This is a genomic window from Lapillicoccus sp., from assembly GCF_025353065.1.
Lineage (GTDB): Bacteria > Actinomycetota > Actinomycetes > Actinomycetales > Dermatophilaceae > Lapillicoccus.
In genome coordinates, this window is sequence record NZ_JANXRJ010000125.1 from 1 (window position 1) to 15115 (window position 15115).

A 15115-nucleotide genomic window follows, 5' to 3' on the forward strand; every position below is an offset into this window, starting at 1 on the left:
AGGGCGCGCGACGAGGGCGCGGTGGGGGAGTCCGTGCCGGGGCTCAGGGTCGAGTCCGGGCCGGGCCCGGTGCCTGGATCCGTGTCGAGCGGGATCGCCGGGATGCTCGCCTGCACCGTGGCGCTGTCGACCCCGCAGCTGCGCGGCTGCCCGTCCGACGACACCGGCTCGGCCTCGATGCTGCGGCCGTTGAGGACCGTGACGTTGTCGTAGACGGGCGCCCCCTCGATGAGGTTGCGGTAGGTGAACCGGGTCAGCGAGCTGAGTCGGCAGGTGGTGTCGAAAGCCGCGATGTCGAAGGCGTAGGGCTGGCCGCGCAGCTCACCGGAGCCCTCCTCCGGGACGTAGTGCGAGACCACCCCGCCGCCCGTGAAGGTGCCCACCGTGATCCGGTTGCCGTCGAGGCCGGCGAGGTGCAGGTGCCCGTTGATGCGCAGGCCCGTCTTGTCCGCTCCCTGCGCCGCCCCCGGCTCGTGGGCGACGACGACGTCCGGGGTGACCTGGTCCTTCATCGTGTGGTTGAAGAGGTCGACCGCCGGCTTCTGCTTGGCGTCGGTGTTCCGGGCGTCGTCGCCGAAGTAGCGCGGGTCGTTGAACCCCGTGATCCGCAGCCCCCGCAGCGTGTAGGCCGTGTAGGTCCGGTTGTCCGGCTGGAGCAGCACGACATTGGGGACGGTCGCCAACCGGGTGAGCAGGGTCCGGTCGGCGGGCGATGCGAAGTCGTGGTTGCCCCCGACGAAGACGTAGGGGACACCCAGCGAGCGGATCCCGGTGAAGATCCCGGCGGCGTCCGCCTCCGTCGCGCTCCCGAAGTTGACGAGGTCGCCGCTGTCGATGACCGCATCGATCTTCTCCCTGTCGATGATCGACTTCATCAGGCCGTAGGCGTTCTGGCCGTGGACGTCCGAGACCAGCAGGATCCGGCTCGACACCCTGGCATCGAGCTCGGACGGGACGAGGTTCTCCTGCAACGACTTGGACAGGGCGAGAAGGTTGAGCACGTAGGGGGTGGCCTGCGAGCTGCGGTCCTGCACCGCCTGGAGGACGTCACGGTTGCGCTCGACGTCGAGCAGCAGCCCCGTGGTGCGATAGCTGACGAAGTTGGTGGGCCGGTAGGTCAGGAAGATCCCGCCGCCGGTCAGGCCGCAGGCGACGACCACTGCCGCGCCGACCGTGAGGGCGTTGCGGCCGTTGGGGCGGGCCCTCATCCGGCGGTGACGCGCGTAGTGCAGGGCCAGGGCCAGCGCGAGGGCGACCGTCCCCGCGCCGGAGAGGAAGCGCCAGCCGACTCCTGTCGCGGCGTCGCGCAGCGCGGTGGAGATCTCGGCGCTCGAGGGCTGGAGCGTCGCGACGTCGAGGTTGCGGCTGGTGAAGACCGAGGTGATGTTGTCCTTGACCGAGACGGCCACCTCGATGCCCGGCGCCAGCAGGGGCGACCGGAAGTCGAGGTCGATGTCGCCGAGGATGGTCGGGCTGTGCAGGACCGCTGTCCGCTGCGGGAGCGGTGAGAGCCGCACGGTGCCCGAGTAGTTCGTGGTCTCGATCGTCGTCGGTGCGAGATTGGTCGCCGCGACCCCGCCGACGTAGCAGACCGCCAGCATCGCGAACCACCGGATGACCCGTGTGGCCCCGGAGACCCAGCGGTTGCCCCTCATGACCCCTCAACTGTAGTTCGGGGTGGGTCAGGGGCGGGCCAGCAGCGGGTCAGGCGTGCAGGACCTGCTCGGGCAGCACCGGCGACGGGAGGCGGGCGACCCCGAGGGCCACGAGCAGTGGGACGACGAGCTGGGTCGTCGTCAGCACCCGCTCGCGCAGCCCGAGAGTGGCGCCACCGGTGATGATGTCGGCGACGGTGAGCAGGAAGAGGAGCCCCATGACGATGGCCGCCGCCTTGCCGAAGGTCGGTCGGATCACCAGCGGCGCACCCGGCGCGTTGCGGGCGATGACGGCCGGCCAGAGGCTGAGGGCGGCGAACGCGAGGTAGGTGGCGATCATGTGGCCCACGTAGTTGTGACCCACGTGGGTGTTGGGGATCCACGCCGCGATCAGGGTTGCGACGCTGCCGATCCCGAGCAGGCCCCGGCCCGCACTGTCGGCGGGGCGCAGGCCGACCGCGGTGACCAGCAGCGCGACGCCGGTGATAAGCAGGGCCACCGTCATGATCCAGCGGTGGGGGGCGTTCGCCGCGGCGAGGTCGCTGACGGAGGAGCGCACCGGGTCGTAGGCGGTGGTGCGGGCACCGGCATACAGCCACCCGCCGATGTAGGCGACCGGTGCGATGACTGCCGACAGCAGCGCCCACCACGGGAGGGGGCGCAGTCGCCCGTTGAGCGGTTGACTCACCACCTAGGTTTAACACATGAAACTCGGACTCCAGCAGTCGAACTTCACCTTCGGCACCGGACCGGACCAGATCGGCCCGACCTTCGCCCGCATCGCCCGTGACGCCGACCAGGCCGGCCTCGCCAGCCTCTGGGTCATGGACCACTTCTTCCAGATCTCGATGATCGGCCCGCCGGAGAACGAGATGATCGAGGGCTACAGCGCCCTCGCGTATGCCGCGGGCATCACCGAGCAGATCACCCTCGGCACCCTGGTCACCGGCGTGACCTACCGCCACCCAGGCCTGCTCGTGAAGACCGTGACCAGCCTCGACGTCCTCTCCGGCGGCCGCGCGTGGCTCGGCATCGGCGCGGCCTGGAACGAGGAGGAGCACCGCGGCCTCGGTGTCCCCTACCCCTCCACCTCGGAGCGCTTTGAGCGGCTCGAGGAGACCCTGCGGATCGCCCACCAGATGTGGGCGGGCGACGAGTCCCCCTTCGAGGGCGAGCACTACCAGCTCGAGCGGCCGCTCAACTCGCCGCAGGCCCTGACCAAGCCGCACCCGCCGATCCTCATCGGCGGCACCGGCGAGAAGAAGACGCTCAAGCTCGTGGCGCAGTATGCCGACGCCTGCAACATCTTCGACATGGGCACCGATGCGGTGGCGCAGAAGTACGACGTGATCCGGCGCCACTGCGACGACGTCGGGCGTGACTACGCCGACATCCAGAAGACCATCCTCATGCAGGTCGACCTCGTGAACGAGAGTGTCGACCAGGTCGTCGAGAAGCTCGGCGCGTATGCCGCGATCGGCACCGACCACGCCCTGTTCGGCATGCGCAACGCCCACGAGCCGGGCTCGTTCGACAAGGTCCCCGACCTCGTCCGACAGGCCGAGGGTCTGGCGGTCGCCGGCCGCTCGTAGGCTCGTCCCCATGACCGACGCCGACGCCATCGTCGTGGGGGCGGGCCTCGCGGGCCTCGTCGCCGCCACCGAGCTCACCGCCCGCGGCCGACGCGTGATCGTCGTCGAGCAGGAGTCGCGGGCCAACCTCGGCGCCCAGGCCTTCTGGTCGTTCGGTGGGCTCTTCATGGTCGACTCGCCGGAGCAGCGACGGATGGGGATCAAGGACTCGGTCGAGCTCGCCTGGCAGGACTGGCAGGGCACCGCCGGCTTCGACCGGCCGGAGGACCACTGGCCGGGCCTCTGGGCGCGGGCCTACGTCGAGTTCGCCGCGGGGGAGAAGCGCGCCTGGCTGCACGAGCAGGGCATGCGCTGGTTCCCCGTCGTCGGGTGGGCCGAGCGCGGCGACGGGCGAGCGGGGGGCCACGGCAACTCCGTGCCGCGCTTCCACGTCACGTGGGGGACGGGCCCGGGTGTGGTGGAACCCTTCCTGCGCAAGGCGATCCAGGCGGAGCAGGACGGGCTGCTGCGGTTCGCCTTCCGCCACCAGGTGGACGAGCTCACGGTCCACGACGGCACGATCACCGGGGTGCGGGGCACCGTCCTCGGGACCACGACGGAACCCCGGGGCATGACGACGAACCGCGACCGGGTGGGTGATTTCGCGCTCTCCGCGCAGGCCGTCGTCGTCACGTCCGGCGGCATCGGCGGCAACCACGACCTGGTCCGCAAGACCTGGCCGGAGCGGCTAGGGCGGCCGCCCGAGCGGATGGTGACCGGGGTCCCGGCCCATGTCGACGGCCGGATGCTCTCCATCACCCAGCGGGCCGGGGCGAGCCTGATCAACCCCGATCGGATGTGGCACTACGTCGAGGGCGTCCACAACTGGGACCCCATCTGGCCCGGCCACGCGATCCGGATCCTGCCCGGACCGAGCTCGATGTGGTTCGACGGCAACGGCGACCGGCTGCCGCCGCCGTACTTTCCGGGCTTCGACACCCTCGGGACGCTGGCCCACCTGCGGACCACCGGCCACGACCACTCGTGGTTCGTCCTCACCCACAAGATCATCGAGAAGGAGTTCACCCTCTCCGGGTCCGAGCAGAATCCCGACCTCACCGACCGGTCCGTGCTGCAGGTGCTCGGCCGGGTCCGGCCCGGGGCGCCGGCGTCGGTGCAGGCGTTCCTCGACCGGGGTGAGGACTTCGTGCAGGCCACGACCATCGGCGAGCTCGTCGCGAAGATGAACGAGATCACCCCCGACGCGCCGCTGGACGCCGCCCACCTCGAGCGCCAGATCGCCGACCGCGACGCCCAGCTCGACAACGAGTACTCCAAGGACGCCCAGGTGACCGCCATCCACGGCGCCCGCACCTACCGCGGCGACAAGCTGGCGCGCGTCGCGACCCCGCACAAGATCCTCGACCCGAAGAACGGCCCGCTCATCGCCGTCCGCCTCTCGGTCGTCACCCGGAAGACGCTCGGCGGATTGCAGACCGACCTCTCGTCACGGGTCCTCGCCCAGGACGGCACCCCTCTGCCCGGCCTGTATGCCGCCGGCGAGGTCGCCGGCTTCGGCGGGGGCGGGATGCACGGCTACCGATCGCTCGAGGGCACCTTCCTCGGTGGCTGCATCTTCTCCGGCCGCACGGCCGGGCGCGCCGCCGCCGACGCAATCTGACGGCGCGATCTGACGGCGCGGCATACGGGCTCCCCGCAACGTCCGCCCGGACGCGACACCGGTGTCCCCTCCGCGCGGACGTCGTGGGTCAGCCGGGCACCCGCAGCCGGCGGGCCACGATCCCGAGGCAGGCGGCGGCGAGCAGGACCGTCGCCGCGCCGCTGGTGAGCGACCGGGAGACGACGAACACGGACAGCACGAGGCTGAGGATCGCGAGCAGGACCGCACCCCGGGCCTGACGTCGCCAGCCGACCAGCGCGAGGACGACGGCTGCGGCGACGTAGAACCGGGCGACGGACCGGAGCCCGGCCGCCTGGTGGGAGGTGGCGACGGTCAGGCCGGGCGAGACGTAGCCGAGGGGGCAGTCGACCGTGCCGTCCGCGTAGTTCGTGGTGCAGATACCCCCGACGTACCACCCCGGGATGCGGACCCCTGCCGAGCCGTAGGCGTGGGACCACGGCAGGCCGAGCGACAGCACGGCGAGCACGACGCCCAGCAGCAGCCACCGGCCCGTCGACATGCCCGTGAGTCGGCGGGCTGCCCCGCGCAGGCGTCCGGCCGGGTCGGGCCCCAGCACGCCGGTCTCGGACTCGGATCCCATCGCCATCGAACTCCCCTCTCGCAGAGTCAGATCCGACGGCCGGGCGTCAACCAGCATCCGACGGCGGCCGCAGCGACAGCGAAGGTCTGGAGGAACCCGGTATTGGTGTCGATGCCGGGGAGCACGATGACGACCCAGTAGCCGATGTGGGCAACAACGCCGATGGCGCCGGTGGTCCAGCTCCGCTGCGGATCACCCTTGACCACGAGGGGGGCGAGCTGGACGAGCGCCCCGACGGTGGCGAAGAGGGCCCAGAGGGTCCAGTCGGTATAGCCGCGACGGCCGTTCTCGGCGACAGCGAGGGCGATGACCATCAGGACGGGACAGGCGATCTGGAGGATGGCGCGCTACGTGGTGGACGGGTCGCGGGGGGCCGAGGGCGCCTGGGGAGCGACCGCATACCCGGACTGGTGCCGGGGCGGAGGTGGACCAGAATACGGGCCGGTATAGCCCTGGTCCGGTGCGTGTTCCCAGCCCGGCTGGGTTGGCGGACAGGGACCGTAGGAGGCCGGGACGCCACCTCCCCACTCGCCCGGCTGGCCACCCTGACCCGGCTGGCCACCCTGACCCGGCTGACCCGCTGGTGGCGGCCCGACCGGCTGGGTGGGTGGCGGCTGTTCCCGACTCATCGGTCCCCTTGTCGTCTGCGGTGGCTGGTTGCGCTGCGGCGGTGCGGTGTGCGGCGGCTGGGAGCCAGGGAGGTCAGAGGTACTGGCCGGTGGGTGCGCCGAAGGGTCCGGAGGCACCGCCATCAGGTCCGGCGCCTCCCTCGGGGCCCCCGCCCTGCCCGGGCGGGAGAGCCCGTCGCATGCCCTGGAGCTGCTGCTGGGCCGCCATCTGCTGCGCGAAGAGCGCCGTCTGGATGCCGTGGAAGAGGCCCTCGAGCCACCCGACGAGCTGGGCCTGGGCGATCCGCAGCTCCGCGTCCGAGGGGGCCGCCTCGGTGAACGGCAGCGAGATGCGGTCGAGCTCGTCGACGAGCTCGGGCGCCAGCCCGGCCTTGAGCTCGTGGATCGAGCGGGTGTGGATCTCGGCGAGACGGGTGCGACCGGCCTCGTCGAGCGGCGCGTTGCGGACCTCCTCCAGGAGGTTCTTGATCATCGAGCCGATCCGCATCACCTTGGCCGGCTGCTCGACGAGGTCGGCGGGGTTGGTCTGCTCGTGGCCCGCTCCACCCGCAGCCGATGATCCCGAAGACCCCGAGGGTCCCGTGGGCGAGGAGACGCCCATCCCGTCCTGGGTCACGACGACGATCCGCGACTCCCTCGTGGCGCCCTCGTCGGATCGCTGCCCGGGCTGGCCGGTGTGCTCGTCGCTCATGTCCCCATCCTGCCGCACAGGACCACCGGGCTGGCGCGGCTGGGCGCTCAGGGCGAGCCAGCCGACAAACGGCAACCCATCGGCATACCGGCTGGGGCGGACGACGAACCGCGGACGAAGAACGGCAGGGGCGAGACTCACGCCGTCACCCCTGCCGTCCGTGGCTACCACAGGGGCAGGGTGATGCCGACGGCGTCAGCACCACACGGGCAGCCGCATCCATCATGAGGGGTCCGACCTAGTCAGGGCATAGTTCAAACGGGCCATTCTCGGGATTCTCACAGGATGGACGCAGCCCGCTCCGGCGACGATGGGTCCGGATCTGTCACGCCGACACCGTTCCGGCGAGCGGGATGACCGACTGATGCGTAACGTCCGCTGCATGCTGATGCGGCCTGCGCGCCCCCGTCCCGGTCCTGCCCGTCCGTCCCTCGTCGCCCTCCTCGTCGTGCTCATCGGGACGACGGTCGCGCTGGGGACGTCCTCGGGGGCGAGTGCGGCCCCCATGGCTCGAGCGGCGGGGGCGCCTCAAGTGCTCTCGTCGGTGCAGGGCAGCCAGACGGATCCGGTCTACTCCTACGCGAAGGCGATCCACGAGTCGATCCGGGTGGCGACGCGGATGGACACTGACAAGGACGGCAAGCCCGACACCATCGCGGTCGACATCATCCGCCCCGGCGAGCCCGCCTCGGCGGGGCAGAAGGTGCCGGTCATCATGGACGCCTCGCCCTACTTCCTCTGCTGCGGGCGCGGCAACGAGAGCCAGCTGAAGACCTACGACAGCAAGGGCGTCATCGCCGCGATGCCGCTCTACTACGACAACTACTTCGTGCCCCGCGGGTATGCCGAGGTGGGGGTCGACGTGCTCGGCACCAACCGCTCGACCGGGTGCGGTGACCTGGGCGGACCCGGCGAGATCGCCGGGATCACGGCGGTCATCGACTGGCTGAACGGCCGCAACACGGCGGTCGACCTGGCCGGCAAGCCGGCCACGGCGGCCTGGGCGACGGGGGCCGTCGGGATGATCGGCAAGTCCTACGACGGGACCCTCGCCAACGGGGTCGCGGCCACCGGCGTCGTGGGGTTGAAGACCATCGTGCCGATCTCCGCCATCGACAACTGGTACTTCTACACGCGCTCGCACGGGGTCGTCTACTACGACAACTACCCCAGCTACCTCACCGGCGCCGTGGGCCGCACCGACGGGGTCTGTGACGCGCAGCGGGCTCAGCTCGACGTGTCCGCGGACGATGCCTCGGGTGACCAGAACGCCTTCTGGCAGGCCCGCAACTACCTCAAGGACGCCGGCAGGGTGACGGCCAGCGTGCTGGAGTCGCACGGTGTGAACGACACCAACGTCCAGACCGACAACCTGTCGACGTGGTGGGCGGCGTTGGGGCAGAACGGGATCACCCGCAAGCTCTGGCTCAGCCAGGAGGGTCACGTCGACCCGTTCGACTACCGGCGCAGTGCCTGGGTATCGCAGCTGCACCAGTGGTTCGACTACGAGCTCATGGGGCTGCCCAACGGCGTGCTCGACCAGCCGCAGGTCACGGTGGAGCGCTCCCCCAACACCTTTGTGGGACAGGCGTCCTGGCCGACGACTCGAGCCGCGACCGTGGTGAAGCTGGGCACAGACGGGCTGGGGAGCACCCTCGGGGGGATGCTGGCGTTGGCCGATCGACCTTCGCTGACGGAGCAGCAGGCCATCTCCACGCCGTCGCAGCCGGTCGCCGGGCGGCTGATGTTCACGTCCGCGCCACTGAGCAAGGACGTGCGGCTGTCGGGGACGCCGACGGTGACCCTACGGGTCCGGGCCGACCGCACCGACACCCCGATCACGGCCAAGCTCGTCGACTACGGAGCGAGCATGCGCCCTGTGGGCGAGGGCGTGACCAACGCGAGCACGTCGTCGTGCTGGGGCCAGAGCACGCCGGTCGACAGCGCCTGCTATCTCGACGTCAACCACCTCTTCGCGGCGAGCAGCGCCTCAGTGCTCAGCCGGGGCTGGGTGGACGCCTCGCACGCGCACTCGAGCATCAACCCCACGCCGCTCGTCCCTGCGAAGTGGCGGCTGATCACGATCCCGCTGCGCGCGCAGGACGTGACCCTGGCCGCGGGCCACCAGCTCGGGGTCGTCGTCAGCCTCAGCGACACGGAGTTCACGACCCCGAACTCGACCGGGGCGACGATCACCATCGACCTGACCCAGAGCTCGCTCAGCCTGCCGCTGACGTCGGGGGTGACGATCATGCCGGGCCCGGTCGCGGGCGCGGTGATGGGCGCGGTCTCGCCGGCTGTCGGGGGGGCGGGGTCACGCGGCATACCGCCGCTGCCGCTGGGCTGAGGGTGCGGCGGCCGGTCCGCCAAACCTACAGAAGGCGCAAAGGTGCCCGCTCCACCCCGGTATGCCGGTCGGCTGGCGGCCCTTTGTCTGTGTGGTTGACCGGGTGCTCGGCGATCAGGCGCCCAGGGCGTCCGCCTGACGGCACGGGCCCCACGGAGTGGCCGCTTCGACGCGGGTGCGGCTGCCAGCCACCGAGCTGGTGCCGGACCGGAAGCACTGAGGGGGAGATCGGGTGGACATGACCACGCCCTGACGGGGTCAAGTCCACCCGATCCCTGGGCTGGGCGATTTCGAGCCGAGGTCTGTCGGGTGGGGGGCCGACGGAGAGCGGACCCGTGGGTGGGATCACCCCTGTCCAGACATCGGCGATTCCACCGACGGTGACGCTGGCGGACTCCCGCCCGCGTCTCAGGACCCCGTTTCGAGCTGCCGCAGGCGGGCGGCCATCCGCCGCGGCTGGACGACGATGCTGACCAGCGCGGCGCCGAAGAGCACCACCGCCAGCCACCACAGGAGCGTCATCAAGAGGGCCAGCACCACGGCGACGCCGATCAGCACCACGAACATCGGGATCGCCCAACGCCGCTGGTCGGCCGCGAGGGCAAGGCGGTACCGCACGAGGCGGGCAGCCGCCTCGCGTACGACCGGGTCCCGGGGGATGCCTCCCCTGCTCGCGGCCCGGATGGCCTCGCTGCTCCGTGTCTCGTCGAGCCCGTCGCTGCCCGAGGGTGACATGGCGACTCGTGCGGAGTCTCGCTGCCGGACGAGGTAGGGCCCCATGAAGCCGCCGAACAAGCCGCCGCCCACGAGTGCGCCGACGATCGTCGGCAGGACGCCTTGCGGGCGCTGGGACAGTCCGAAAACGGCAAGCACGGCGGCGAAGTAGAGGCCCATGACGAGGGACCACACCCACCACGGCGCCGCCTGCATCCGGGAACGCATTCGCGGTTCCTCCTCGGGTTCGCCGTCACCTCACGTTCGATGGCCCCGATCCTAGATTCGAGAGGGCCGTTGGCGCAGCCGACCCGGCTCTGTCGACGCCCCGCCCCAGGAAGCATGAGATGCTCCCGCGGTGGCCGATGTCGTGCGCTTCACCGTCCTGCCGACGACGCCCCCCCAGCTCATGCCTGAGGTCAACGGGGTTCCGCTCGTGGATCTGGTGGCCGGCTTCGAAACGGGTCGCGGCTACCGGCCCACCGGCGGCTACGCCGGTCTGGTCCTGGACCATTTCGACTTCGGCGACCTCAGCCGCTACTTTCTCGGCCTCGGAGACGGCCAGTGGCCCCGCCCCGGTCGGGCCTGGCTCCTGGGCTGCGACTGCGGCGAGGTCGGCTGCTGGCCGCTCGAGGTGGCGATCGACGTGGAGTCCGCACGCGTCGGGTGGAGCGGGTTCGCCCAACCGCATCGGCCGGCCTGGGACTACACCGGGTTCGGGCCCTTCGTCTTCGTCCGGGGCCAGTACGAGCGCGCTGTCTCCGCAGCCGTCGCGACCCTCGAACCGAAGTCCTGAGCCCGACCCGACCGACCGGCCGCTACTCAGGTCGTCAGCAGGATCTTCCCGATGTGCGCCGACGCCTCCATCTCGCGGTGGGCCTCCGCAGCCTCGGCGAGCGGGCGGGTCGACTGGATGACCGGGTGCACGCGACCGGTGCCGATGAGCGGCCAGACGTGCTCGCGGACGGCCGCGACGATGGCCGCCTTCTCGTCGGCCGGGCGGGCCCTCAGGGTCGTGGCGATGAGCGCGCACCGCTTGGCCAGCATCACGCCCAGATCGATCTCCGCGGTCCGGCCGCCCATCAGGCCGATCACCACGAGGCGGCCGTTGACCGCGAGGACGTCGACGTTGCGGGCGAGGTACTTCGCGCCGATGACGTCGAGGATGACGTCGGCGCCGTGGCCATCGGTCTCCTCCCGGATCCGCTCGACGAAGTCCTCGTCGCGATAGTTGACGAGGATGTCGGCGCCGAGCGCGCGACACGCCTCGAGCTTGCCCATCGAGCCGGCGGTGACCGCGACGCGCGCCCCCACCTCACGGGCGAGCTGGATGGCCATCGTCCCGATCCCGGACGAGCCGCCGTGGATGAGGATCACCTGTCCCGGCTGGAGATTCGCGGTCATGAAGACGTTGGACCACACGGTTGCGGTGACCTCGGGGAGTGCGGCAGCGGCGACCAGCCCGACGCCCTCGGGGATGGGCAGGAGCTGGCCCGCGGGGACGGCGACCTGCTCGGCATACCCGCCGCCGGTCAGCAGCGCACAGACCTCGTCGCCGACCTGCCACCCCTGCACGTCGCCCGGGCCGAGGGCCGCGACCCGGCCGCTGACCTCGAGCCCGGGGTAGGTCGAGGACCCGGCCGGAGGGTTGTAGTGACCCTCCCGCTGCATCACGTCGGCGCGGTTGACGCCGGCCGCGACCACGTCGACGAGCACCTCTCCCTCGTCGGGCACGGGGCTCGGGACCTCGGCGAGGATCAGGGCGTCGGCGCCGCCGGCAGATGGGAGCGTGATGGCCTTCATGCGACCGACCCTAGCCGTGCCTCAGACCTGCCCCGATGGAGCCTGGCCGGGGTCGACCCTCGCCCGCGCCGTCTCCAGCGCAGCCGGGGTGTCGACGTCGAGGAGATCGGCCTCGGGCACGGTCAGCGCGTGGTGGGGCAGGCGGTCGAGGAGCAGCCGGGCACGACCGTCGCGCGTCACCTCGGGGAGGGCCGCGCGGATCGCCGCCCTCCGGTATGCCGCGAGCAGCGGGTTGTCGCGACCGTCCTCGCCGCGCGCGCAGACGCCGGCCAGGTCAGCGTCGGTCGTGTCGCCGAGCTCGGCCGCCAGCCGCTGCGCCCACGGCCCCACGAAGGGCATGTCGCCACCCAGGACGACGACGAGCTCCGTTGTCACGAGGGCGATCCCGGCGGCGATCCCGGCCAGCGGCCCGCCATCGGGTGGGTCCTCGAGCACCCAGGTGGCGGTGCGGTCGAGGGGACGCTCGTCCCCGACCGCCACGATCGACCACGACGTCGGCAGGCTCTCCATGAGGAGGCCGAGCACCGTCGTTCCTCCGAGCGCCTGCACCAGCTTGTCGGCGCCGAAGCGGGACGCCCCACCCCCGCAGAGGACGATCGCGGTCACGTCGGTCATCCCCCATCGTCCCCCACCCCCGCCCCCGCGAGAGCGCGTGCGGCGCGTCGATAGCGTGTGACCCGTGACTTCGGCCCCCTCTTCCACCGTCCCCTCCGCCCCGCTCGACCTCGCCTCACGGGCACCGAGCCAGGGCACCGTGGCCCCACGGGCCCGGTTCCGCAGCAGCCTCGCGCAGCAGTCGCTCAACGGCACCTGGCGCTTCCGGTATGCCGCGTCGCTCGCGACCGCGGGCCCCGGCCCGCAGGCCGTCGACCTCGACGACAGCGGGTGGGACGAGATCCCCGTGCCCTCGAGCTGGCCGATGCACGGCTACGGCGCACCGGCGTACACCAACGTGCAGTTTCCCTTCCCGATCGACGTGCCGCACCCGCCGGACGCGAACGGCATCGGCGACCACCGGCTGACCTTCACGGCCACCACGCCTTTCCTCGACGGTGCGCGGCTGCGCTTCGACGGGATCGACAACGCCGGCGAGGTGTGGCTCAACGGCACGCACCTCGGGAGCACCCGGGGGAGTCGGCTGTCCCAGGAGTTCGACGTGACAGGGGTGCTCGTCCCCGGAGAGAACGTCCTCGCGGTGCGGGTCGCCCAGTGGTCGGCCTCGTCCTACCTCGAGGACCAGGACATGTGGTGGCTGCCGGGCATCTTCCGCGACGTCACGCTGCTCGCCCACCCCGAGGGCGCCGTGGAGGACCTCGTCGTCCGGGCCGACTGGGCAGGCGGCCGCGGCACGCTCCGGGTCGATGTCACCGGTACCGGGACGAGCGACGCGCGAGTCACGCTGTCGGAGCTGGGTATCGAGGGCTCCGTCGGCGAATCCCTCGACGTGGGAACGGTGGACGGCTGGACCGCCGAGACGCCGCGGCTCTACGAGGTCGTCGTGACGACACCGGTCGAGACGATCACCGAGCGGGTCGGTTTCCGCACGGTGACGTGGGACGGCGCCATCCGCGTCAACGGCCGACGCGTCCTGCTGCGCGGCGTCAACCGGCACGAGCACCACCCCGACCTCGGCCGCGTCGTCCCCGCCGAGCTGCTCCGCCAAGAGCTCGTCCTCATGAAGCAGCACAACGTCAACGCGATCCGCACCTCCCACTACCCGCCGCACCCCGACCTGCTCGACGTCGCGGACGAGCTCGGGTTCTACCTCGTCGACGAGGTCGACCAGGAGACCCACGGCTTCTACTTCGTGGACTGGCGCGGCAACCCGATCGACGACGAGCGTTACCAGCCGGCCCTGCTCGACCGGGTCCGGCGCACGGTCACCCGCGACCGCAACCGCGCCTGCGTCATCGGGTGGTCGCTCGGCAACGAGTCGTCGATGGGGGTCAACGTCCCGGTGATGGCCGACCTCGTGCGCGAGCTCGACCCGTCGCGCTTCGTCCACTACGAGCCCGATCTCGACGGGGTCGCCGTCGACGTCATGTCCCGCATGTATACCCACCCGGACGAGGTGGCCGACTGGGGCACGCGCTCCGAGCCCACCCTCGAGGACTCCGCCGCGGACGCCCGCCGACGCGCGATGCCGTTCATCCTCTGCGAATACGTCCACGCGATGGGCAATGGCCCCGGTGGGATCGTCGAGTATCAGCAGCTGTTCGAGTCGCACGAGCGCCTCAATGGTGGTTTCGTCTGGGAGTGGGTCGAGCACGGAATCCGCCAGACCCACACGGCGAGCGACGGCACGACGACCGAGTTCTTCGCCTACGGAGGTGACTTCGGCGAGGTCGTCCATGACGGCAACTTCGTCTGCGACGGTCTCGTCAGCGCCGACCGGGAGCCGCGCCCCGGCCTCGTCGACTGGAAGAGCGCCGTCCAGCCGCTGCGCATGACGGTCGCCGACGACCGGTCGACCGTGACGGTCCGCAGCCTCTTCGACTTCTGCGACGCGAGCCACCTCGAGCTGGTCTGGCGGGTCGACGTGGCCGATGGCCCACAGGCCTCCGGGTCACTGGGCGTCCTGCACGTGCCCGCCGGTGGGTCGGTCACGCTCGACCTCCCGGCCGAGGCACGCGCCGGCATGCCGCCCGCGCACGACGCGGGCGTGCTCACCCTGTCGGCGGTGCTGGTCGACGAGCTCCCCTGGGCGCCAGGGGGGCACGAGGTCGCGTGGACCCAGCCCGGGGGGACCGCCTCCGCTGCCCAGGCGTCCGGGACCTCTGACGCGTCCGGGGCCAAGGCGACGGGACAGACCGCCCGCGCGACACCCGAGCCGACCACCGACGGCTGGACTCTCGGCCTGGCGACGTTCGACCGCGCGACCGGCACCCTGAGCGAGCTCGGGGGGATCCCGGTGGACGGCCCCCGACTCGGGCTCTGGCGCGCGCCCACCGACAACGACAACGGCGAGGACCACCTGCGCGAGGTCCGGGACGCCGACGACTGGACCGATCAGGGTCTGCACCGGCTGATGACCCGGCTGGTCTCGGTCGACGCCGAGGGTGGGAGTGAGGGTGGGGGAGAGGCCGCACTCGTCGTCGTCCAGCGGGTCGCCGCACCGGTCCGCGACCGCTACGTCGACGTCACCTCCCGGTGGTCCTCCGACGGCACCACGGTCAGCCTCCGGACGACCCTCGTCCCGTCGGGCGACTGGGGACCCACGTGGGCGCGGATCGGTCTCGACCTCGTCCTCGGCGACATCAACGGCGACGGCCACGACACCACACCGACGCGTGTCGCCTGGTCGGGTTACGGCCCGGGACAACGGTATCCGGACACCGGCAGTGGCGCCCGGCTCGGCTGGTGGACGTCCTCGGTCGACGAGCTCCAGGTGCCCTACGTCCGCCCGCAGGAGAACGGCTCCCG

The 15115-nt window shown here is 71.5% G+C and carries 13 protein-coding genes; 5 read left to right on the plus strand and 8 right to left on the minus strand.

The window, feature by feature from the left end:
* Positions 1-1655: metallophosphoesterase (locus Q0R63_RS10285; protein WP_295696982.1), on the minus strand; the 1655-nt coding region annotated here is incomplete at its 3' end.
* A 49-nt stretch (positions 1656-1704) separates the two neighbouring features.
* Complete coding sequence (locus Q0R63_RS10290; protein WP_295696984.1) at positions 1705-2343, minus strand: DUF998 domain-containing protein; 639 nt, start codon at positions 2341-2343, stop codon at positions 1705-1707.
* A 16-nt stretch (positions 2344-2359) separates the two neighbouring features.
* Between Q0R63_RS10290 and Q0R63_RS10295 the strand changes: the two genes are divergently transcribed.
* Together Q0R63_RS10295 and Q0R63_RS10300 are read left to right on the plus strand one after the other, a co-directional pair.
* On the plus strand, positions 2360-3247 hold the full coding sequence (locus tag Q0R63_RS10295) for an LLM class F420-dependent oxidoreductase (protein ID WP_295696986.1): 888 nt from the start codon (positions 2360-2362) through the stop codon (positions 3245-3247).
* Positions 3248-3257: 10 nt separating this feature from the next.
* A complete protein-coding gene (locus Q0R63_RS10300; protein ID WP_295696987.1) occupies positions 3258-4907 on the plus strand; it encodes an FAD-binding dehydrogenase in 1650 nt (549 codons plus the stop codon).
* A gap of 88 nt (positions 4908-4995) precedes the next feature.
* Here the strand turns inward: Q0R63_RS10300 and Q0R63_RS10305 are convergent, their stop codons facing one another.
* The 3 genes from Q0R63_RS10305 to Q0R63_RS10315 all read right to left on the minus strand — a co-directional run bounded on the left by Q0R63_RS10305 (position 4996) and on the right by Q0R63_RS10315 (position 6828).
* Positions 4996-5508, minus strand: coding sequence for a hypothetical protein (locus Q0R63_RS10305; RefSeq protein ID WP_295696988.1), 513 nt, complete (start codon positions 5506-5508; stop codon positions 4996-4998).
* Positions 5509-5534: 26 nt separating this feature from the next.
* Positions 5535-5822 carry a hypothetical protein gene (locus Q0R63_RS10310; protein ID WP_295696989.1) on the minus strand — a complete coding sequence of 96 codons (288 nt, stop codon included), beginning with the start codon at positions 5820-5822 and terminating at the stop codon, positions 5535-5537.
* A gap of 388 nt (positions 5823-6210) precedes the next feature.
* A complete protein-coding gene (locus tag Q0R63_RS10315) occupies positions 6211-6828 on the minus strand; it encodes a bacterial proteasome activator family protein (RefSeq protein ID WP_295696991.1) in 618 nt (205 codons plus the stop codon).
* A gap of 382 nt (positions 6829-7210) precedes the next feature.
* Between Q0R63_RS10315 and Q0R63_RS10320 the strand changes: the two genes are divergently transcribed.
* Positions 7211-9175: a CocE/NonD family hydrolase gene (locus tag Q0R63_RS10320; RefSeq protein ID WP_295696993.1), complete on the plus strand. Its 1965-nt coding sequence runs from the start codon at positions 7211-7213 to the stop codon at positions 9173-9175.
* Between the two features lie 408 nt (positions 9176-9583).
* Here the strand turns inward: Q0R63_RS10320 and Q0R63_RS10325 are convergent, their stop codons facing one another.
* Entirely contained in the window at positions 9584-10117 is a 534-nt protein-coding gene (locus Q0R63_RS10325) for a hypothetical protein (protein WP_295696995.1), read from the minus strand.
* A 130-nt stretch (positions 10118-10247) separates the two neighbouring features.
* On the opposite strand from Q0R63_RS10325, the gene Q0R63_RS10330 reads away from it, so the two are divergent.
* Complete coding sequence (locus tag Q0R63_RS10330; RefSeq protein WP_295696997.1) at positions 10248-10685, plus strand: hypothetical protein; 438 nt, start codon at positions 10248-10250, stop codon at positions 10683-10685.
* 26 nt (positions 10686-10711) lie between these two features.
* Here Q0R63_RS10330 and Q0R63_RS10335 read toward each other — a convergent pair whose 3' ends face one another.
* Both Q0R63_RS10335 and Q0R63_RS10340 read right to left on the minus strand, forming a co-directional pair.
* The gene (locus tag Q0R63_RS10335; protein ID WP_295696998.1) at positions 10712-11692 is read right to left on the minus strand and encodes an NAD(P)H-quinone oxidoreductase; all 981 of its coding nucleotides are present in this window, start codon (positions 11690-11692) and stop codon (positions 10712-10714) included.
* A gap of 21 nt (positions 11693-11713) precedes the next feature.
* On the minus strand, positions 11714-12307 hold the full coding sequence (locus Q0R63_RS10340) for an NTP transferase domain-containing protein (RefSeq protein ID WP_295696999.1): 594 nt from the start codon (positions 12305-12307) through the stop codon (positions 11714-11716).
* Positions 12308-12371: 64 nt separating this feature from the next.
* On the opposite strand from Q0R63_RS10340, the gene Q0R63_RS10345 reads away from it, so the two are divergent.
* Positions 12372-15115 (plus strand): glycoside hydrolase family 2 TIM barrel-domain containing protein (locus Q0R63_RS10345; protein ID WP_295697002.1); only part of this gene is annotated, 2744 nt, incomplete at its 3' end.